Source organism: Blastococcus carthaginiensis (assembly GCF_030731085.1).
GTDB classification, from domain to species: domain Bacteria; phylum Actinomycetota; class Actinomycetes; order Mycobacteriales; family Geodermatophilaceae; genus Blastococcus; species Blastococcus carthaginiensis.
Genome location: NZ_JASNFN010000001.1, coordinates 42,626 through 62,329, shown reverse-complemented (window position 1 = coordinate 62,329; position 19,704 = coordinate 42,626). Strand labels below are relative to the sequence as shown.

Annotated in this window: 22 protein-coding genes; 12 read left to right on the top strand and 10 right to left on the bottom strand. The window is 74.9% G+C overall.

What is annotated here, in order from left to right; genetic code table 11:
• The first annotated feature begins 27 nt into the window (after nucleotides 1–27).
• The 3 genes from QOZ88_RS00260 to QOZ88_RS00250 are packed head-to-tail and all read left to right on the top strand — an operon-like array spanning nucleotide 28 to nucleotide 1,598.
• Nucleotides 28–222, top strand: a complete 195-nt coding sequence (locus QOZ88_RS00260) for a hypothetical protein (RefSeq protein WP_091935137.1) — start codon at nucleotides 28–30, stop codon at nucleotides 220–222.
• Nucleotides 223–270: 48 nt separating this feature from the next.
• Entirely contained in the window at nucleotides 271–762 is a 492-nt protein-coding gene (locus QOZ88_RS00255) for a histidine kinase (RefSeq protein WP_305997836.1), read from the top strand.
• Nucleotides 759–1,598, top strand: coding sequence for an SMP-30/gluconolactonase/LRE family protein (locus tag QOZ88_RS00250; RefSeq protein ID WP_305997835.1), 840 nt, complete (start codon nucleotides 759–761; stop codon nucleotides 1,596–1,598). The genes QOZ88_RS00255 and QOZ88_RS00250 overlap by 4 nt, the downstream gene beginning before the upstream one ends.
• Nucleotides 1,599–1,608: 10 nt before the next feature.
• Here the strand turns inward: QOZ88_RS00250 and QOZ88_RS00245 are convergent, their stop codons facing one another.
• The 6 genes from QOZ88_RS00245 to QOZ88_RS00220 all read right to left on the bottom strand — a co-directional run bounded on the left by QOZ88_RS00245 (nucleotide 1,609) and on the right by QOZ88_RS00220 (nucleotide 5,737).
• A complete protein-coding gene (locus tag QOZ88_RS00245; protein ID WP_305997834.1) occupies nucleotides 1,609–2,019 on the bottom strand; it encodes a molybdenum cofactor biosynthesis protein MoaE in 411 nt (136 codons plus the stop codon).
• Nucleotides 2,016–2,594: a nucleotidyltransferase family protein gene (locus tag QOZ88_RS00240; RefSeq protein WP_305997833.1), complete on the bottom strand. Its 579-nt coding sequence runs from the start codon at nucleotides 2,592–2,594 to the stop codon at nucleotides 2,016–2,018. The genes QOZ88_RS00245 and QOZ88_RS00240 overlap by 4 nt, the downstream gene beginning before the upstream one ends.
• A gap of 30 nt (nucleotides 2,595–2,624) precedes the next feature.
• Nucleotides 2,625–3,671, bottom strand: a complete 1,047-nt coding sequence (locus QOZ88_RS00235) for an ABC transporter ATP-binding protein (RefSeq protein ID WP_305997832.1) — start codon at nucleotides 3,669–3,671, stop codon at nucleotides 2,625–2,627.
• A complete protein-coding gene (locus QOZ88_RS00230; RefSeq protein WP_305997831.1) occupies nucleotides 3,668–4,474 on the bottom strand; it encodes an ABC transporter permease in 807 nt (268 codons plus the stop codon). The genes QOZ88_RS00235 and QOZ88_RS00230 overlap by 4 nt, the downstream gene beginning before the upstream one ends.
• The gene (modA, locus tag QOZ88_RS00225; protein ID WP_305997830.1) at nucleotides 4,471–5,241 is read right to left on the bottom strand and encodes a molybdate ABC transporter substrate-binding protein; all 771 of its coding nucleotides are present in this window, start codon (nucleotides 5,239–5,241) and stop codon (nucleotides 4,471–4,473) included. Before modA ends, QOZ88_RS00230 begins: the two co-directional genes overlap by 4 nt.
• A 103-nt stretch (nucleotides 5,242–5,344) precedes the next feature.
• Nucleotides 5,345–5,737 (bottom strand): TOBE domain-containing protein, encoded by a 393-nt coding sequence (locus QOZ88_RS00220; protein WP_305997829.1) that lies wholly within the window; start codon nucleotides 5,735–5,737, stop codon nucleotides 5,345–5,347.
• An 89-nt stretch (nucleotides 5,738–5,826) separates the two neighbouring features.
• Between QOZ88_RS00220 and QOZ88_RS00215 the strand changes: the two genes are divergently transcribed.
• From QOZ88_RS00215 to QOZ88_RS00195, 5 genes are all read left to right on the top strand, one after another.
• Entirely contained in the window at nucleotides 5,827–7,050 is a 1,224-nt protein-coding gene (locus tag QOZ88_RS00215) for a DUF2786 domain-containing protein (RefSeq protein WP_305997828.1), read from the top strand.
• A gap of 150 nt (nucleotides 7,051–7,200) precedes the next feature.
• A complete protein-coding gene (locus QOZ88_RS00210; RefSeq protein ID WP_305997827.1) occupies nucleotides 7,201–8,913 on the top strand; it encodes a RecQ family ATP-dependent DNA helicase in 1,713 nt (570 codons plus the stop codon).
• Nucleotides 8,914–9,030: 117 nt separating this feature from the next.
• Nucleotides 9,031–10,686 (top strand): carbamoyltransferase family protein, encoded by a 1,656-nt coding sequence (locus tag QOZ88_RS00205; protein ID WP_305997826.1) that lies wholly within the window; start codon nucleotides 9,031–9,033, stop codon nucleotides 10,684–10,686.
• Nucleotides 10,687–10,831: 145 nt separating this feature from the next.
• Entirely contained in the window at nucleotides 10,832–11,275 is a 444-nt protein-coding gene (locus QOZ88_RS00200; RefSeq protein WP_305997825.1) for a DUF4383 domain-containing protein, read from the top strand.
• Between the two features lie 149 nt (nucleotides 11,276–11,424).
• Complete coding sequence (locus tag QOZ88_RS00195) at nucleotides 11,425–12,636, top strand: acyl-CoA dehydrogenase family protein (RefSeq protein ID WP_305997824.1); 1,212 nt, start codon at nucleotides 11,425–11,427, stop codon at nucleotides 12,634–12,636.
• Between the two features lie 128 nt (nucleotides 12,637–12,764).
• Here the strand turns inward: QOZ88_RS00195 and QOZ88_RS00190 are convergent, their stop codons facing one another.
• On the bottom strand, nucleotides 12,765–12,965 hold the full coding sequence (locus QOZ88_RS00190) for a hypothetical protein (protein ID WP_091935101.1): 201 nt from the start codon (nucleotides 12,963–12,965) through the stop codon (nucleotides 12,765–12,767).
• 165 nt (nucleotides 12,966–13,130) lie between these two features.
• On the opposite strand from QOZ88_RS00190, the gene QOZ88_RS00185 reads away from it, so the two are divergent.
• Both QOZ88_RS00185 and QOZ88_RS00180 read left to right on the top strand, forming a co-directional pair.
• A complete protein-coding gene (locus tag QOZ88_RS00185) occupies nucleotides 13,131–13,667 on the top strand; it encodes a SigE family RNA polymerase sigma factor (RefSeq protein WP_305997823.1) in 537 nt (178 codons plus the stop codon).
• A gap of 1 nt (nucleotide 13,668) precedes the next feature.
• A complete protein-coding gene (locus QOZ88_RS00180) occupies nucleotides 13,669–15,087 on the top strand; it encodes a hypothetical protein (RefSeq protein WP_305997822.1) in 1,419 nt (472 codons plus the stop codon).
• An 86-nt stretch (nucleotides 15,088–15,173) separates the two neighbouring features.
• Here QOZ88_RS00180 and QOZ88_RS00175 read toward each other — a convergent pair whose 3' ends face one another.
• The gene (locus QOZ88_RS00175; RefSeq protein ID WP_305997821.1) at nucleotides 15,174–15,389 is read right to left on the bottom strand and encodes a hypothetical protein; all 216 of its coding nucleotides are present in this window, start codon (nucleotides 15,387–15,389) and stop codon (nucleotides 15,174–15,176) included.
• A 132-nt stretch (nucleotides 15,390–15,521) separates the two neighbouring features.
• Between QOZ88_RS00175 and QOZ88_RS00170 the strand changes: the two genes are divergently transcribed.
• Nucleotides 15,522–16,472 (top strand): acyl-ACP desaturase, encoded by a 951-nt coding sequence (locus tag QOZ88_RS00170; protein WP_305997820.1) that lies wholly within the window; start codon nucleotides 15,522–15,524, stop codon nucleotides 16,470–16,472.
• Nucleotides 16,473–16,506: 34 nt separating this feature from the next.
• Here the strand turns inward: QOZ88_RS00170 and QOZ88_RS00165 are convergent, their stop codons facing one another.
• On the bottom strand, nucleotides 16,507–17,025 hold the full coding sequence (locus QOZ88_RS00165) for a GNAT family N-acetyltransferase (protein ID WP_305997819.1): 519 nt from the start codon (nucleotides 17,023–17,025) through the stop codon (nucleotides 16,507–16,509).
• Between the two features lie 44 nt (nucleotides 17,026–17,069).
• Nucleotides 17,070–18,608 carry an LCP family protein gene (locus QOZ88_RS00160; RefSeq protein ID WP_305997818.1) on the bottom strand — a complete coding sequence of 513 codons (1,539 nt, stop codon included), beginning with the start codon at nucleotides 18,606–18,608 and terminating at the stop codon, nucleotides 17,070–17,072.
• A 162-nt stretch (nucleotides 18,609–18,770) separates the two neighbouring features.
• Here QOZ88_RS00160 and QOZ88_RS00155 point away from each other — a divergent pair, with 162 nt between their 5' ends.
• A complete protein-coding gene (locus QOZ88_RS00155) occupies nucleotides 18,771–19,559 on the top strand; it encodes an exodeoxyribonuclease III (RefSeq protein WP_305997817.1) in 789 nt (262 codons plus the stop codon).
• Nucleotides 19,560–19,704: the final 145 nt, after the last annotated feature.

Sequence of the window (19,704 nt, the reverse complement as noted above, 5' to 3'; positions counted from 1 at the left end):
GGGTGCCCCGCCCACCAGGATGGAGTCATGAGCATCTTCGACAAGGCGAAGGCGAAGGCCGAGGAGCTGTACGGCCGGGCCGAGGAGCTGTACGGGGAGTCGCACGGCGACGCCGCGGCGAAGGTCGACGGGGAGGCCCACCGGCTGGAGGCCGAGGCCGAGGAGGCCGAGCTGGAGCACGACGAGCGGACCGACGACGACGGGCTCGCCGGGGCCCGCTGACCCCCGCGCCGACGGTTGACCGGCCCGCCGGGTGGGAATCCGTCCGACATGGTTCCGTCGGGGGTCGCCGACGTGGCGCCGTGGGGCGACTGGCTCTCCGCGGCGGAGGGGGCGCTGCGCTTCCTCCACGGGTACGTCGGCTGGGACCTGTGGGTGGTCACCCACGTCGAGGACGACCGGCAGATCATCGTGCGCTCCTTCCCCGAGTCGCTCGTGCGGCCGGGCACCGAGCTGCCGTGGGCGCAGAGCTTCTGCCGCCAGATGATCGAGGGCAACGCACCGCGGGTGGCCACCGTGACCGCCGCCGTGCCGGCCTACGCCTCCCGGTCCTACGGCTCCATCCGCGACATCGCCGCCTACGTGGGCGTCCCCCTGGTGACGCGGGACCTCGAGCTGTTCGGCACCCTCTGCGGCATCGCCTTCCGCGCCAAGCCGCGCAGCGCCAGCCGCGAGCTGCCGGTCGTCGAGCACACTGCGCGGATGCTGAACACCCTGCTGGCCACCGATCTGCCCGCGCCCACCCGGACGGACCTCCGGTGAAGGCCCGGCGGCTGACCGACGCGGTGACGCACCACGGCGAGGGGCCCGTGTGGTCGCCGGCGTGGGGCGGCCTGCGCTGCGTGGACATGCTCGCCGGCGACGTCCTCACGGTGGGTGAGGACGGCGCGGTGGTGCGCCGGCACGTCGGTGCGGTCGCGGCCGCGCTCCGCCCGCGTCGCGGGGGCGGCGCCGTCATCGCCCTGGAGCGCGGGTTCGCGCTGGAGGATCCCGACGGCGCGGTCAGCGCGCTGGACCCGGTGTGGACCGACCCCGGCGTGCGCATGAACGACGGGGACTGCGACCCCGACGGCCGCTTCTGGTGCGGCTCCATGGCCTACGACCAGACGCCGGGCGCCGCGGCGCTGTACCGGCTGGACCCCGACGGCGGCGTGCACGAGGTCGTCGGCGGCGTCACCGTCTCCAACGGGCTGGCGTGGAGCCCCGACGGGTCGCTGGCCTACTACGCCGACACGGCCACCCACCGCATCGACGTCCTCGACTACGACCGGGACGCCGGGCTGACCGGGCGCCGCCCGTTCGTGCGCTTCCCCGTCGACGGCAACCCCGACGGCCTGACCGTCGACGCCGAGGGCGGCATCTGGGTCGCCCTCTACGGCAGCGGCGAGGTGCACCGCTACGACGCCGACGGCCGGCGGGACGCCGTGGTCGAGCTGCCCACGCCCCAGGTGACCGCCTGCACCCTCGGCGGGCCCGGGCTGGATCGGCTGTTCGTCACCACGTCGGCCGAGGGTGGGCTGGACGACGGCGTGGCGGGGTCGCTGTTCACCGTGGACGTCGGCGTGCGCGGGCAGCCGGCCCGCGCGTTCGCCGGCTGACGGAGGCCGCCTACGGGCAGGCGACCCACTCCTGCTCGCCGTCGCCGAAGACCTGCCGCTTCCAGATGGGCAGCCGCTTCTTCACCTCGTCGACGAGCTCGGCGCAGGCGGTGAAGGCCTGGCCGCGGTGGGAGGCGCTGACCGCGCAGGCGAGCGCGACGTCGCCGATGCCGAGCAGCCCGATGCGGTGGCTGACCGCCACGGCGTGCACCTCGGGGCGGGCGGCGAACTCCTCGGCCAGCTCGGTGAGGACGTCGGGCGCGCTCGGGTGGCCGACGTACTCGAGCTCGGTCACCGTGCGGCCGCCGTCGTGGTCACGGACGACCCCGGCGAAGGACACGACCGCGCCGGCGGCCGCGACGGAGACGGCGTCCTCGTGCTCGGCGACGGACAGCGGCGCGTCCACGACCCTGGCGATCACGGCGCCGACGCTACCCCCGGCGGCGGGACGTCGAGGTCCACCGGATCGGCGAGGCCGGTGCAGTCGACCTCGACGACGTCGTGCGCGGCCAGGTAGCGGCGGGCGCCCTCGTCGCCGGTGGCCGACTCCGCGACGCCGGCCCAGTGGTCGCGCCCCAGCAGCACCGGGTGGCCGCGGACGCCCTCGTAGGTGGCGGTCGCCAGCACATCCGGGGCCGCGTGGGCGGCGACGGCGGCGAGCGCCTCGGGGGTCAGGCCCGGCATGTCGACCAGGGTGACCAGCGCGGCGTCCACCGTCCCCGGGAAGGCGCGCAGCCCGTCCAGGCCGGTGCGCAGCGAGGAGGCCATGCCCGATTCCCAGTCCGCGTTGGCCAGCACCGTCGCCCCCGCGAGGTCCGCGGTGCGCCAGACGTCGACCGCCCGGGCGCCCAGCACGACGAGGACGACGTCGCAGGCCGCGCGCGCCGTCCGCACCGCACGCTCGACCAGCAGGCTGCCCTCGTACTCGACCAGCGCCTTGGGCATCCCGTAGCGACGGCCGCCCCCGGCGGCCAGGACGACGGCGGCTGTGGTCATGCCGCCACTCTCCCAGGCGCGTTCCCGGCCTCAGCGGGCGTAGACGGCGATCTCGGAGGCCTTCACGCCCGCCCACACCTCCGCGCCGGGGGCGAGCCCCATCTCGGCGAACGAGGTGGCGGTGACGTCGGCGACCAGCGGCACCTCGCCGTCGAGCTCGCAGCGCACCGTGGCGCCGTGCGGGGTCGCCCCCACCACCCGCTCCCGCCACAGGTTGCGGGTGCTGCCGTCGGGCCGCGTGGCGTACAGGGCCACCGACTCCGGGCGGACCGCCGCGAACACCGGGCCGCGGGCGTCCTCGGCCACCGTCACGGCCGCCCCGCCGTCGAGCCGCACCAGACGGCCCTCACCGGCGCCCGGCAGCAGCGACAGCCCCACCAGCCGGGCCACGTAGTCGGTGCGCGGCCGGCGGGCCACCTCGGCGGGGGTGCCGGCCTGCACGACCCGTCCCTCCTCCAGGACGACGACGCGGTCGGCCAGCGCCATCGCGTCCACCGGATCGTGGGTGACGAGCACGGTGCTGCCGCGGAAGCCGGCCAGGTGCCGGCGCAGCTCGGCGCGCACGGTCAGCCGGGTGCGCGCGTCCAGCGCCGACAAGGGCTCGTCGAGCAGCAGCAGCGCCGGGTCGCCGACCAGCGCCCGGGCCAGCGCCGCCCGCTGCGCCTGACCTCCGGAGAGCTCGGCGGGTCGCCGGTCGCCCAGCCCGTCGAGCCCCACGCGGGTCAGCCACCCCGCCGCGGTCGCCCGCGCCTCCGCCCGGCGCACGCCCCGGGTGCGCAGGCCGAAGGCGACGTTGTCGGCCACGCTCAGGTGCGGGAAGAGCAGGGCGTCCTGGAACACCATGCCCAGCGCCCGCCGGTGGGCCGGGCGCGACGTGCCTTCGTCGTCCCAGACCTCGCCGTCGACCACCACCCGCCCGCGGTCGGGGCGCAGCAGGCCGGCCAGCACCCGCACGAACGTCGACTTGCCCGCCCCGTTGGGGCCGAGGAGGGCCAGCACCTCGCCGTCGGCCACCTCGACGTCGAGCCGCAGGTGGAGCTCGCCCCGGCGGGTGTCGACGCTCGCGGCCAGGCTCACGCGGCGCCCGTCCGGCCCAGCCAGCGGTCGCGGAGGAGCAGCAGGGTGGCCAGCGAGACGGCCAGGAGCACCACCGAGAGCACGATCGCCGCGTCGGGGTCGCGCTGCAGGGCCAGGTAGACCGCCAGCGGCATCGTCTGCGTGGTGCCCGGGAAGTTGCCGGCGAAGGTGATGGTGGCGCCGAACTCGCCCAGCGCCCGGGCCCAGCAGAGCACCGCGCCGGCGGCGACGCCCGGCGCGACCAGGGGCAGGGTGACGCGGCGGAACGTCGTCCAGCGACCGGCGCCGAGCGTGGCGGCGACGTCCTCGAAGCGGGCGTCGGCCGCCCGCAGCGCACCCTCGACGCTGACCACCAGGAAGGGCATCGCCACGAACGTCTCGGCGATGACGACGGCGGTGGTGGTGAACGGGATGGTGATCCCGAAGGCGTCGTCCAGCCAGGAGCCGACGATCCCCTGCCGCCCCAGCACGAGGAACAGCGCGACACCGCCCACGACCGGCGGCAGCACCAGGGGCACGGTGACCAGCGCCCGGAGCACCGAGCGGCCACGGGCACGGGAGCGGGCGAGCACCCAGGCCAGCGGGACGCCGAGCACCAGCGACAGCGCGGTGGCGAGCGTGGCCGACACCAGCGACAACCGCAGCGCCTCCCCCACCGCCGGGTCGGCGAGCTGGGTGGCCAGCTGCGACCACGGGGTGCGCACCAGCAGGCCGAGCAGCGGCAGCACCAGGAAGGCGACGCCGAGGGCGGCGGGGACGAGCAGCGGCGCCGGTACCCGCGTGCCCTCGCGGGCGCGGCTCACGGCTGCTGGAACCCGGCGTCGGCCAGCGCGGCCCGCCCCTCGTCGGAGAGGACCAGGTCGACGAAGGCGCGGGCCGCCTCGGGGGCGGGTGCGTCCGCCAGCACGCAGATCGGGTAGTGGTTCACCGCCCGCGCCGCCTCGGGGAAGGTGATGCCCTCGACGGCGCCCCCGGCGGTGGCGACGTCGGAGGCGTAGACGAGCGCGGCGTCGACCTCATTTAGCTCCACCTTCGTCAACGCGGCCCGCACGTCCTCCTCGAGGGTGTCGGGCCGGGCCGCGACACCGGCGGCGGTGAACACCTGCTCGGCCGCGAGCCCGCACGGCACCTCCGTGGCGCAGACGGCCAGGGCGAGCTCCTCGCGGGCGAAGTCGGCCAGGCCGGTGATCCCGGCCGGGTTGCCCCTGGGCACGGCGATCTCCAGCACGTTGGTGGCGAGGACCTGCGGCTCGCCGTCGGCGAGGCCGGCGTCGGTCACGACCGATATCTGCGCCTCGTCGGCCGAGGCGAAGACGTCCGCCGGAGCGCCCTGCGTGAGCTGCGTGGCCAGCGCCGAGCTGCCGGCGAAGCTGAACCGCACCTCCAGGCGGGGGTGCGCGTCCTCCAGCCGCTCGCCGAGCTCGGTGAAGACGTCGGTGAGCGAGGCGGCGGCGAACACGGTGAGGGTGCCGGTGAGCCCGCCGTCCCCCGGCGCTCCGGGGCCGCCGCTCGGGGCGGAGCCGCCGCAGCCGGCGAGGGCGAGCACCGTCGCCACGAGCAGGGCACGCACGCGCACGGAACCTCCCGGGGTCGACCGCTCCTGCGGGAGACCACACCAGACCGCTCCGCATCTGCGCAAGTGCTGAAGGCTGCGGGTCCCGCAGTTGCGGGAGCTAGGGCACGTCGACGCTGACCTGGGTCGCCTTCACCGTCGCGACCGCCCGGACGCCCACCACGAGCCCCAGCTCGTCGGCCGCCTCGCGGGACATGAGGGAGACGAGGCGGAAGGGCCCGGCCTGGATCTCCACCTGCGCCATGACGCCGTCGCGGACGACGTTGGTGACGATGCCGGTCAGCCGGTTCCGGGCCGACGACGGCGTGGTCCCGGGCTCGGGGGCCTCGCGCAGCTGCGTGGCCAGGCGTGCCAGGTCGGCGCCCTCGATGACCGCCGGGCCCCCGCCGTCCCGGTGCGCCGGCAGGCGGCCGCCGTCCACCCAGCGCCGGACCGTGTCGTCGCTGACGCCGAGCAGCGCCGCCGCCTCGGCGATGCGGTAGGTGGCGGCCACGGCAAGACCCTAGCCGCGCCTGTGGACGACCGGCGTCCTCCACAGGCCGCCCGCTCGGGGCGTCTGCTCCGGCGGGCAGCATGCCGGGCGTGATCGACGACGTCTGGCTCGCGGACCTCCTCCAGCACCGGGCCCCGGTCCTCACCGACGCCGGGGCCGCCGCCGAGGTGGCGGCCACGCTCAGCGCGCAGGGGTTCGCCCTCGACGGGGGCGGCCTGCTCTCGCGGACGCTGCAGGACGCGCTGGACGGGACCTGGGAGCGGGGCTGGCAGCCGGCCGACGTCGCCCACGCCGCCCGTCGGCAGGTCGGCGCGGGATCGGTGCCACTGCTCGTGGCGCTGCTCGCCGAGCACGCCCGCCGCACCGATGCGGTGTCGCGGGCACCGGAGGGCTGGGTGGCGCAGCTGCGCGAGCTCGGGGCGCTGGACACCGATCACGCTCCTGCCCCCGGCACGGCGGTCACCTCCTGGCACCGGGCCGAGCGGCGGGCGCCGGCCGAGGCGTGGCGCATCGTGCTGCAGCTGACCGGGATGCTGCGCACCACGGCGCGCATCGAGGTCCTCGTGCCCCCGCCGTCGCGGTGGGGCCCCGCGCGGACCCGCGCCGAGGGGCCGGTCGCGGCCGACGACGACCGGGCGTTGCGGCGCATCCGCGGCCTGCTGGCGAAGGCGGAGGCGACCGGGTTCCCCGAGGAGGCCGAGGCGCTGACGGCCAAGGCGCAGGAGCTCATGACCCGGCACGCGGTGGATGCGGCCCTGCTCGACGGCGGCGCACCGGCCGGCGTCGACGTCGACACCCGCCGGGTGCACCTCGCCGACCCGTACGCGAGGGCCAAGACGCAACTGCTGGGCGCCGTCGCGGAGGCCAACGACGTGCGGCTGGTCTGGTACCAGGGCCTGGGCATCGCCACCCTGGTCGGCATCCGGAGCGATCTGGACGCGGTGGAGCTGCTGTTCACCTCGCTGCTGCTCCAGGTCGCCCAGGCGCTCGCCGCCGCGGAACGGCAGGAGGGCCGCCGCTCGGCCTCGCGGTCGTTCCGCCGCGCGTTCCTGCTGGGCTACGCGCACCGCATCGGCGAGCGGCTGGCCGCGGCGCGCCGGCGGGTGACCGAGGAGGCGGCGGCGGAACGGGGCGCGGACCTGCTCCCGGTGCTGCGGTCGCGGCAGGAGGCCGTGGAGGCCCGCACGCAGGAGCTCTTCCCGAGGGTCCGGTCCAGCCGCAGCCGGTCCTCCGTCGATGCGGGCGGCTGGTACGCCGGCCGGGCCGCCGCCGAGCGCGCCGACGTCGCCCCGCGGCGCTCACCCCTCCGCTGACGCGCGCCACGCGCCGCGACCGCGTCGCCGCGTCCTCGCACCCACGTTCCCGCGGGAACGTGCCGTCCCCCGGAGCGGCCGCAGGGGGCGGGAACGTGGCGTGGGCCAGCGCACCGTTTGCCGCCCACCCCCGCCGGGGAGAGGCAGCCGGTGCCTCCCTCCCCCGAGCGGGACAACCCCGCCGGCGCCAGCGCGTCCGTCCGCACCCGCCGCATCCGCGGGTTCGCCCGCGAGGCGCTCGGCTACGAGGATTTCCGCCCGGGGCAGGAACGGGCCATGCAAGCCGTCGTCGGCGGCCGCGACACCCTGGCCGTCCTCCCGTCGGGCGCCGGGAAGACCGCGATCTACCAGGTCGCCGGCCAGCTCCTCGACGGCCCGGTGCTCGTCGTCTCCCCGCTCATCGCCCTGCAGCGCGACCAGGTCGAGCGGCTCACCGAGCTGGCCGACCAGTCCGGCCGCGCCGCGCAGCTGAACTCCACGCTCTCCGCCGGCGACCAGCAGGAGGCCCTCGACGGTCTCGGTGACGGATCGGTCCGCTTCCTCTTCCTCGCCCCCGAGCAGCTGGCCAAGCCCGAGGTCGTCGACGTGATCGCGAAGGCCCGGCCCGCCCTGTTCGTCGTCGACGAGGCCCACTGCGTCTCCGCCTGGGGCCACGACTTCCGCCCCGACTACCTGCGCCTCGGCACCGTCATCGAGCAGCTGGGCCACCCCACGGTGCTGGCGCTCACCGCCACGGCCGCCCCTCCGGTGCGCGCGGAGATCCTCGAACAGCTCGGCATGCGCGAGCCCGAGGTCGTCGTCGCCGGCTTCGACCGGCCGGAGATCCGCCTGGAGGTCGACCACCACGCCGACGCCCGGGGCAAGCAGGAGGGCGTCCTCGACCGGGTGCTCACCGAGGTCGGCGAGGGGCGTGGCCCCGGCATCGTCTACAGCGCGACCCGCAAGGGCACCGAGGAGATCGCCACCGCCCTCGCCGGCAGGGGGCTGCGCACCCACGCCTACCACGCAGGGCTGAAGAAGTCCGACCGCGAGGAGACCCAGCGGGCCTGGATGGACGACGAGCTGGACGTCGTCGTCGCCACCACCGCGTTCGGCATGGGCATCGACAAGCCCGGCACCCGCTTCGTCGTCCACGCCGAGCCGGCCGACTCCGTGGACAGCTACTACCAGGAGATCGGCCGGGCCGGTCGCGACGGCGACCCGGCCCTCGCCGTCCTGGTCTACCGCCAGGAGGACCTCGGGCTGCGCCGGTTCTTCGCCGCCGGCGCCCCCGCCGAGGAGGAGCTGCAGCAGGTCGCGGGCCTGGTGCAGGCCGCCGCCGCGGCGGGCATCGACGACGGCGTCGACGTCAAGGCGCTGCGGGAGGAGACCGGCCGCGCCGCCACCCCGCTGGTGCGCGACCTCAACCTGCTGGAGCAGGTCTCGGCCGTCGTCCTCGACGAGGACGGCGCCGCCCACCCGGCCGAGGGCGCCCCACCGCCCGGGGAGGCGGCCGAGCAGGCGCGGGAGCTCGCCGAGCACCACGAGAAGGTCGACCAGTCGCGCGTGGAGATGATGCGCGGCTACGCCGAGACCACCGAGTGCCGCCGCCAGTTCCTGCTCGGCTACTTCGGCGAGCAGCTCGACGAACCCTGCGGCAACTGCGACACCTGCTCCGCCGGCACCGCCCACGAGCACGTCGCCGCCGAGCCCGAGGACACCCCGTTCCCGGTGGAGACACCTGTCGAGCACACCGAGTGGGGGCCCGGCGTCGTGATGCGGGTCGAAGACGACCGGCTGACCGTGCTGTTCGACGAGGTCGGCTACAAGACCCTCGGCCTGGCCGCCGTCGTCGAGCACGACCTGCTCCACCCCCGCAGCTGAACGCACCGCCCGCCTCGACCTGCGGGACCGGCCCATCCCACCCATGATCATCAGCAGGACAGCGGGTCGACGCGCCCGGAGCAGACAGGGCACGGACCCGGGAGAAGGAGTGCACGCGTGAAGGTCCTCGGCATCAACGCGATCTACCACGACCCCGCTGCGGCGCTGGTCGTCGACGGCCGGATCGTGGCCGCCGCGGAGGAAGAGCGGTTCAGCCGCCGGAAGCACGGCAAGCGCCCCCTGCCGTGGAGCGCCTGGGAGCTGCCCGAGCTCTCGGCCGCCTGGTGCCTGGAGCACGCCGGCATCCGGCCCGAGGAGCTCGACGCCGTCGCCTACTCCTTCGACCCCGCGCTCATGGGCACGCCCGAGGACTCCGGCCTGTTCGACGACGGCGACACCATGCGCAAGAAGTACGCCGAGATGGCGCCGGACTTCCTCGCCCACGCCCTGCCCGGCCTGGACCCGGCGAAGGTCCGGTACGTGAAGCACCACGTCGCGCACGCCGCCTCCGCCGGGAAGGCCGCCCGGCAGCGGGACAACGCGGTGCTCGTCCTCGACGGCCGCGGCGAGGCGCACAGCCACCTCGCCGGCCGCTACGTCGACGGGCAGCTGGAGGTGCTCGCCGGCCAGGCGCTCCCCCACTCCCTCGGCCTCATGTACGAGGAGCTCACCGACCACCTCGGCTTCCTGCGCAGCTCCGACGAGTTCAAGGTCATGGCGATGGCCTCCTACGGAAAGCCCCGCTTCCTCGGCGAGCTGTCCGAGCTGATCCGCGCCACCGACGACGGCGGTTTCCGCACCGAGCGGATCGACTTCGCCGAGTTCGCGCCCCGCCTGCGCAAGGGCGACGACTGGACCGAGGCGCACGCCGACCTCGCCGCCAGCGTGCAGACCCGCCTGGAGGAGGTGCTGGTCGACCTCGCCCGCTGGGTGCACGAGCAGACCGGCGAGAAGACGCTCACCATGGCCGGCGGCACCGCGCTCAACTGCGTCGCCAACACCCGCGTCCTGGCCGAGAGCCCGTTCGAGCAGGTGTGGGTGCAGCCGGCCGCCGGCGACGCCGGCACGGCGCTGGGCGCGGCCCTGCACGTCGCCGCCGAGCTCGGCGAGCGCACCGAGCCGATGGCCGGTGCCGACCTGGGCCGCGCCTGGAGCGACGACGGGATCGAGCGGGTGCTGCAGACGGCCGCGATCGTCTACGAGCGCCCGGACGACGTCGCCGAGGCCGTCGCCGAGGTGCTCGCCGACAACGGCATCGTCGCCTGGTTCCAGGGCCGCAGCGAGTACGGCCCCCGCGCGCTGGGCCACCGCTCGCTGCTCGCCCACCCCGGCTTCGAGGCCAACCTGGAGCGGATGAACGACGTCAAGGGCCGCGAGCAGTTCCGCCCCGTCGCCCCGATGGTGCTGCTGGAGCGCGCGCCGGAGATCTTCAGCCGCGGGCCGATCCCCTCGCCGTACATGCTGTTCGTCCACGACGTCGCCGAGGAGTGGCGCGACCGCATCCCCACGGTCACCCACGTCGACGGCACGGCCCGGATCCAGACCATCGACCCGGCGACCGAACCGCTGGTGCACCGCATGATCTCGGCGTTCGAGCGCCGCACCGGCCTGCCGGTGGTGGTCAACACCAGCCTGAACACCGCCGGCCGCCCGATGGTCGACGACCCGCGGGACGCCCTGGAGTGCTTCGGCTCCGCCCCGGTCGACCTGCTCGCCATCGGTCCGTTCGTCGTCCGCCGGTCGAAGGCCACCCCCCGCCCCGGCCGCGGCTGAACCGGCGGCCACGCCCGGGTATCAGTTCGGCAACACCGTCCCCCGCACAGGCGACGGGTCGTTACTCGTGCTCAGGCAGGGGTACGCGCTCCTGGCAGTTCCCTGTCAAGAACCTGGCAGGTCGGATGACCTATGGGAGGACACGATGTCTGCAACCCGCGGCAACACCGGCGCGGACCGGGGCATGACCTGGCCGCAGATCCTGGGGCTGGCCATCGGGGCCGTCTACCTGCTGGTGGGGATCGTCGGATTCTTCATCACCGGGTTCGACAACTGGTTCGCGCACGACACCGACGAGTACATCGTCGGGTTCGAGATCAACCCGTTGCACAACGTCGTGCACATCGTCATCGGTGCCGCCGGCCTCGCGCTGTCGCGCACGCTGACCGGTGCCCGCACGTACGGCTGGCTGCTGGCCATCGGGTACGGCGCCGCCTTCGTCTACGGGCTGTTCGCCGTCAACGCCGAGTGGGACTTCCTGAGCCTCAACTGGGCCGACAACTGGCTGCACCTGGTCAGCGCCCTGGCCGGCCTGGTCATCGCCCTGGGCCCGGTGCGCAACGCCGTCGAGGGTCGCACCCGCGCCTGAGACAGGCGTTCGACCCGCACGGCACGGGCCGGCGGCGAGGAGCCGGGTCGCGTCGTCCCCAGGGACGGCGGGGCCCGGCTCCTCGGCTTCCCGAGCACCGGCGCACCCCCGATGCGACGGCCGTCACGTCCGGCGCTACGTTGCCGGGCATGGACTTCGCTCTCTCCGCCAAGGCCGAGGACGTCTGCGCACGCGCGTGGGACTTCATGCGGGAGCACGTGTTCCCCGCCGAGCCCGTCTACGAGGCCTGGCGCGCCGAGCGCGGCTACGACAACCACGAGCACCCGCCGGTCCTCGAGGAGCTCAAGGCCGAGGCGCGCAAGCGCGGCCTGTGGAACCTCTTCCACCACGAGCTGGGTGGCCTGACCAACCTCGAGTACGCCTCCGTCGCCGAGATCACCGGCTGGTCGCCGACCATCGCCCCCGAGTCGATGAACGTGGGCGCGCCGGACACCGGCAACATGGAGACGCTCATGCTCTTCGGCACGCCGGAGCACAAGGAGCGCTGGCTCAACCCGCTGCTGGAGGGCGAGATCCGCTCCGGCTTCGCGATGACCGAGCCCGACGTCGCCAGCTCCGACGCCCGCAACATCCAGACCTCGATCGTCCGCGACGGCGACGAGTACGTGATCAACGGCCGCAAGTGGTGGACCTCCGGCGCCGCCGACCCGCGCTGCCAGATCTTCATCGTCATGGGCAAGACCGACCCCGACGGGCCGCCGCACCGCCAGCAGTCGATGGTGCTCGTCCCCCGCGACACCCCGGGCCTGGAGATCATCCGGCACCTGCCCGTGTTCGGGTACCAGGACCAGCACGGTCACTCCGAGCTGCGCTTCACCGACGTCCGCGTGCCGGTCAGCAACATCCTCTCCGGCGAGGGCGACGGCTTCATGATCGCCCAGGCCCGGCTGGGCCCCGGCCGCATCCACCACTGCATGCGTGCCATCGGCATGGCCGAGCGGGCGCTGGCGCTCATGGTGGAGCGGACCAAGAACCGGGTGGCGTTCGGCCGGCCGCTGGCCGAGCAGGGCACCGTGCGCGAGGCGATCGCCCTGTCCCGCATCGAGATCGACCAGGCGCGCCTCTACGTGCTGAAGACCGCCGACCTGATCGACAGGTACGGCGCGAAGGGGGCCCGCACCGAGATCTCGGCCATCAAGGTCGCCGCGCCGAAGGTCGCCCTCGACGTCATCGACCGCGCGATCCAGGTGCACGGCGGCGCCGGCGTCAGCAACGACACGGTGCTCGCCCGCTTCTACGCCAGCGCCCGCACGCTGCGCATCGTCGACGGCCCCGACGCGGTGCACATCCGCGGCGTGGCCAAGGAGGAGCTGGCCCGGGAGCGCCCCTTCTCCGGCTGAGCGATGTGGCGGCCTCTCCGCCGCCGTCCGCCGACCTCACCGTCGCGTCGCCGTCCTCGTGCCGTACCGCGAGGACGGCGACCGTGCGGCGAGGTCGACCCCTCTGCGCCTGCCCGCGGGGGCCGCCGTCAGGGGGTCAGCGTGCTCCCGAACCCCCCGCCGGCCAGCTTCGCCATGAGCTGGGTGCGGTCCAGCCCCATCTCCGCCAGGGCGTCGCCATCCCGGTCGGTGTCGACCTGGTCGCCGAACCGCCCCTCCACCTTCTCGGCCGTGTCGTTGTCACCCTCGGTGCGCAGCATCCGCACCAGCTCCTGCTTGTCCAGCTTCACCGGTCCTCCGTCCACCGCCCGTCGGGCGTCGTGGCGAGTGTGGTGCCGGTCACCGCAGGTCCGCAACGGTGGTCTGCTGAACCCTCCAGATCACGATCCGGTCACGGCGGCGTTCATCCGGCCCGTCCTCGGACGTCGTAGCCAGTGACGACGGAGGGAGGCCCGGTGGGACGAACGGACGAATCCGCCTTCGAGGAGTTCGTCGCGGCACGGTCCGGGGAGCTGCTGCGCACCGCCGTGCTGCTGACGAGGGACCGCGGTCACGCGGAGGACCTGCTGCAGACCGCGCTGCTCAAGGCCTACCGCCGCTGGGGCCGGATCTCCGGCGACCCCTATCCCTACGTCCGCCGGGTGCTGGTCACCAGCGCGGCGAGCTGGTGGCGGTTGCGCAGCACCCAGGAGATCGTGTCGCTGCCCGCGCACGACCCGGCCGCCCCCGACGCGACCGACGCCTTCGCCGAGCGGGAGCGGATGGCCCAGGCGCTGGGCACCCTTCCGCCGCGCATGCGGGCGGTGCTCGCCCTCCGCTACACGGAGGACCTCAGCGAGGCGGCCACCGCCGAGCTGCTCGGCTGCTCGGTCCACACCGTGCGGAGCCAGACCGTCCGGGGCCTCGCCCGGCTCCGCACCGCCCTCGGCGCCACCGCACCCGCCACCGTCTTCGTTTCCCACCCGTCCCACCACCCCGGCGAGGAGTGCTGACGTGACGATCTCCGACGGCGAGCTGGAGGCCGGCCTGCGCGACCTGCGCTACCGCGCCGACGTCCTCGCGCCTCCCCCTGCCGACCTGGCCGAGCGCACCCGCGCGCGGTACCGCGCCCAGCGGCGGTCCCGGACGGCGATGGCCGCCGGCGGCCTGGTGGCCATCGCGGTCTTCGCCGGGGTGCCCGTCGCGACCTCCGGCCTGCTGAGCGGCGACCGGGGCGGCGAGGTCGCGGTGCCGAGCATCGCGACCCGGGCTCCGGCGCCCGCCCTCTACGACCTGCCGACGCGCGGCTCGCTCGCCGGGGACGAGGAGTGGCTGGCCGGGGTCCGGGAGCTCGACTGGATGTCCCCGGAGCTCGCGGCCCAGCTGCCGCCGGGCGTCGAGCTGCCCGATCCACCGGTCGAGACCCGCCGGGTCGCCTGGGCGGGCGAGGTGGCCGGCAGCCGGGTGGCGCTCGTCCTCGGCCAGGCCGAGCAGGAGGTCCTCGGCCCGACCGGACAGGAGGGCGTGATCCAGGCCTGGTTCACCGGTCCCCGCGACGCCGCGCCGGGCGAGATGGCGCCGGTCGGCTTTCCCGGGCCGGCCCCCCATCTGGAGGCCGCGGAGCTGTTCGCCGCCCCGTACGGGGCGCCCGAGCAGCGCATGGTGGTGGTCGTCGGCGCGCCCGGGGACGAGGCCCGGGTGCTGACCGGCCGGACGGTGACGGCCGCGGCCGACGTCGTCGAACAGTGGGAAGCGGTGCCGATGGAGGACGGCGCCGGCGCGCTGGCGCTCGGTGACTCCTCCGACTGGTCGACCGGCATCCCCGTGGAGCTGTCCCGGCCCGGCCAGAACCGGCCCCTCAACCGGGCCAACACCACCGGGGACGACCTGGTCCGGGCATGGAACGAGCCGGTGGAGGTCGCCGACCCCCGCGGGCTGCGCGGGCTCGTCCACGAGGACGTGCTGCAGCAGGCGGCGACGCAGCTGGCCGGGCAGTACGGGCTGCCGCTGCGCGACCTCCGCCCGGCCCTGCTCGCGGCCGGCCCCGTGGGCGGCGGCTCGGAGAACCGGACCCTCCTGGTCGGCCTGACCTTCCCCTCGGGAGCGACGGGGGCCGCGCTCGTCGACTACTGGACGGACCGGTTCGACATGCCGCAGGAGAGCTCGTTCGCCGTCACGCTGGCCCCGGCCGGCACCCCGCTCCTGGAGCAGGTGTTCGCGGCGCCCACCTCGGAGTCGATCACGGTCAGCGGCCCGGCGTCCGGCGTCCTCGCCGAGATCTACCTCGCGGACGGCACCCTGCACGCCACGGTGCCGTTGGTGGACGGCGCCGGGGTGGGCCCGCTGGGACCCCCGGTTGCCGACCGGGTGCGGATCCTGGACGACCGCGGCGCGGTCGTCGCCGAGGCCCCGCTGTCGGAGTTCGACGGGTGAGGGAGCCGGCGTCGGTCACCGCGATGCGGCAGCTCGCCGAGGAGGCCCGGCGGCGCCGGTGGGCGGCCCCACGGCTGCCCGGGCGGTCAGCCCCGGCCGGCGCGACGGACCAGGAACGCCCCCACGGCCGCGAGCACCACGGCCACGGCGAGCTGCGCGATCGCCACGCCGCCCTGGCCGCTGGCGAACCAGGTCGGGGTCGAGACCAGCAGGACCACGGCGACGCCGAGCACCAGCAGCCCGACGAGCCGCTCCCGGCGGGCGTTGCGCGAGCCGGGGGTGCCGGAGGCGGGTTCGGTCATGCCCACCACCCTGCCGGATGGTCGGTGCAGGGGTAGCGGCAGGCCGGACGGGGAACTCCCGTACGAGCCCGATCCGAGACCACGTCGGCGTACGGTGCGACGACGCAGCTCGGAGCCGACCCGGAGGTCCTCATGCCGCAGACATCGCCGCAGGCAGCCGTGCTGACCGAGCTCGAGCCGGTGGTCGCCGAGAACCTCGACCGGCACATCCGGATGGCGAAGGAGTGGCACCCGCACGACTACGTCCCCTGGGACGAGGGGCGGAACTTCGCCTTCCTCGGCGGGGAGGACTGGTCCCCGGAGCAGTCCCGCCTCGACGCGACGGCCAAGGCCGCCATGTTCGTGAACCTGCTGACCGAGGACAACCTGCCCAGCTACCACCGCGAGATCGCCACGCGCTTCGGCCGGGACGGCGCCTGGGGGCAGTGGGTGGGCCGCTGGACGGCGGAGGAGGGGCGGCACGGCGTCGCGCTGCGCGACTACCTCGTCGTCACCCGCGGCGTCGACCCGGTCGAGCTCGAGCGGGCCCGGATGGACTACATGACCACCGGCTACGACTCCGGCGACAAGAGCCCCCTCGAGGCCGTCGCCTACGTCTCGTTCCAGGAGCTGGCCACGCGGGTCTCGCACCGCAACACCGGCCGGGCCACCGGCGACCCGATCGCCGACAAGCTGCTGGCCCGCATCGCCACCGACGAGAACCTGCACATGATCTTCTACCGGAACCTGGTGACGGCGGCGTTCGACATCGACCCGGACGAGATGATGAAGGCCGTGGCCAAGGAGGTCATGACCTTCGAGATGCCGGGCGCGAACATGGCGAACTTCCGGCGGAACTCGACGATCATCGCGAAGGCCGGCATCTACGACCTGCGCCTCCACCACGACGAGGTGGTCAGCCCGATCCTGCGCACCTGGAAGGTCTTCGAGCGCGACGACCTCGGCCCCGACGGCGAGCAGGCCCGCGAGCAGCTGGCCGGGTTCCTGACCGGCCTCGACGCCGAGGCCACCAGGTTCGTGGAGAGCCGCGAGCGGACGCGGGCGCGCATGGCGGCCCGGGGCGAGGTTCCCGTCCAGGTCTGACAGGGCCGCGCGGCGTCTCAGCGGGGGCAGGCGCTCAGAGGCGGCAGGCCATGACGATCTCGTCGCGGTCGTCGCCGGGTGCGACGCGGATCGCGCCGGGCAGCCGGCCGACCTCGACGTAGCCCAGGCCCCGGTAGAACCGGTCGACGCCGGTGCCCCCGCGGGCGGTCAGGTGCAGGAACTCCCAGCCCCGGTCGCGGGCGATCCGGTGCACGCCGTCCATCAGCACCCGGCCCAGGCCCTGCCCCTGCCGCGAGGGGTGCACCTGCACCCGCAGCACGGTGCCCCAGTGGCGGCGCAGCGGGCTCAGCGAGCCGACGACGCTGGCGAACCCCGCCGTCTCCCCGTCCACCTCGAGCAGGGCGAGCACGTCCCGGCCGGAGTGGACCCCCTCCAGCAGCTTGTCCAGCAGCGGCACGACGTCGTCCTCGGTGACCGGCGGCACGAAGCCGACCGCCCCGCCGGCGTTGGTGACGTCGGTCCAGCAGCGCAGCAGCACGGCGCGGAGCGCGTCGTCGACGGTGGAGACGGGGCGGACGACGGCGGCGGGCACACCGGCATTCTCCGCCCCGCCCCGACCCGCCCTCGACGCGGCCCTCAGCCCTGCTTGCTCGGCGGCTCGCCCGCGGCGCGGGCCTCCGCCGCGCGCACCGGGTCGTAGGCGCAGGCGTCGACGACGTCGGTGACCGGCCCCTCCGACGGCTCGGGGGCCTCCGTGACCTCCGCGCCGTCCCCCGACGGCTGGGTCCCGGCCGCGGGCACGGGCGTGCGCGGCTCGATCGCCTCGTCGACCAGCTCCCGGATCCGGTCGTAGTCCGGGTAGGCGGGGTCGATCACCGAGGTGTCGAGGACGACGCTGCGGATCTCGGCGTCCTTCACGCGGAACGCGAGGTCGACGAAGTCGTCGAGCCGCGTGCGCGGGATGTCGGTGCTGACGATGTCCTCGGTGGTCGCCGCCAGCCGCTGGTAGCGCTGCAGGAGGGTGACCGGGTCGGCGGCGTCGACGATGGCGGAGATCGTGCACCGCTGCCGGGCCATGCGGTCGTAGTCGGTGAGCCCGAACCGGCCCCGGGCGAACTGCAGCGCGGTGAAGCCGTCCATGCGGACGTCCCGGCCCGGCGCGATGTAGTCGTCGGGCAGCTCGCCGGTGCCCGGGTCCCCGTTGATCGGCACGTAGTAGTTCACGTTCACCGTGACGCCACCGAGCGCGTCGACCAGCCGGCTGAAGCCCTCGAGGTTCACGAGCACGAAGTAGTCGATGCGCAGGCCCAGGGCCTCGCCGACGCCGAGCTTGAGGAAGTCGGCGCCCGGGTCGTCGGTCGGGCCCAGGACGTCGGGGTACCAGGCCGGGCCGTTGCGGTACACGGCGTTGAGCAGGCTCTCGCTCTCGCTGCCGGCGTCGAACCCGTCGGGGTAGACCTCGCCGAGCGGGCTGTCCTCGGGGAAGGGCAGGTCCTGCAGGTTGCGGGGCAGGCTCAACAGGACGGTGTCACCGGTCTCGACGTCGGTGCTGGCCACGATGACGGTGTCGGTGCGCACGCCCTCGCGCCCCTCCCCGCCGTCGCCCCCGAGCAGGAGCACGTTCACCCGCTCCCGCCCACCGAACAGCTCGGCGGTGTCCTCGTCCTCCTCGTCGACGGTCGCCGACTGCCGGTCGTCGTCGAAGACGCCGGCGATGAGGTCGCGCGACGTGCTGGCCAGGTGGCCGGCGAGGACCGACGGGACGGCGATCGCCACCACGAGGACCGCCACGACGAGGCCGCCGACGACGTGCCGCCCGCGCGAGGTGCCCGGCGGCACCAGCATCCGGTAGCCGGCCACGACGACGGCGATCCACAGCACGGCCAGCACGCCGACGCCGACCGTCGTCCAGAGCAGCACGTCGGTGTCGACGAGGGTCCGGGCGGCGAACCGCCGGCCCGCGGTGGCCAGCCACACCCCACCCGCGACCAGCAGGAGGAACACGGTGAGCACGGCCGCCCCGAGCCGCCGCCGGCCGGCCGCCAGGAGACCGGTCCCTGGCACGAGCGCCCCGAGGACGGTCCAGCCGAGGGCGGCGCGGAAGCTGCGGCGCGGGACCCGTGCCGGCGGGTGTGCGCCCGGTCGCGGGGAGAGAGGTGTCGTCCCGTCCGTCATCCCGCGGCTCCTGCGGCGCACCAGCTCACCGGGCCATGCTCCCACCGTTCGGCCTGGTGGGGGCGCCGACGGTGCCCATCCGCGCAGGACCGCCCGATCCGGCGACACCGGGGTCGCAGGCGCGGGACCGTCTCGTCGGTGGCCCTCCGTAAGCTCCGCGGCGTGCGACTGGCCACCTGGAACGTCAACTCGATCCGCACCCGCGCCGACCGCGTCGCCGCCTTCCTTGAGCGCCACGACGTCGACGTGCTGGCCATGCAGGAGACCAAGTGCCGGGACGACCAGTTCCCGGAGGCCCGGTTCACCGCGCTGGGCTACGAGGTCGCGCACGTCGGCTACTCGCAGTGGAACGGGGTGTCGATCCTGTCCCGGGTGGGGCTGGAGGACGTCACCGTCGGCTTCCCCGGCCAGCCGTGCTGGGGCGAGGACACCAGCTGCGAGGCGCGGGCGCTGGCCGCCACCTGCGCCGGGGTGCGGGTGTGGAGCCTGTACGTGCCCAACGGGCGCACGCTGGCCGATCCGCACTACACCTACAAGCTGGAGTGGCTCGCCGCGCTGCGCGGCACCGCGGCGGGCTGGCTGGCCGACGACCCCGCCGCCCAGGTGGCGCTCGTCGGCGACTGGAACATCGTCCCGCAGGACGACGACGTCTGGGACATGTCGGTGTTCAGCACCTCCACGCACGTCTCCGCGCCGGAGCGGGCGGCCTTCCAGGCGGTGGTCGACGCCGGGTACGCCGACCTGGTGCGCCCCCACGCCCCCGGCCCGGGCGTCTACACGTACTGGGACTACACCCAGCTGCGCTTCCCCCGCCGCGAGGGCATGCGGATCGACTTCGCGCTGGGCTCCCCCGCCCTGGCGGCCCGGGTCGACGGCGCGTTCATCGACCGCGAGGAGCGCAAGGGCAAGGGCGCCAGCGACCACGCCCCGGTGGTCGTCGACCTGAGCTGACTAGCGGACCGAGGGGGCGTCCCGGGGCACATCTGGGGCACACGACCTGCCGAGCGCGTCCCACGCCGCGTCGACGGCGCTTGCGCGTCCGGTCGTCCGAGTCCGGCATCAGGTGCCCGTAGGCGGCCCACAGCCAGCAGTCGAT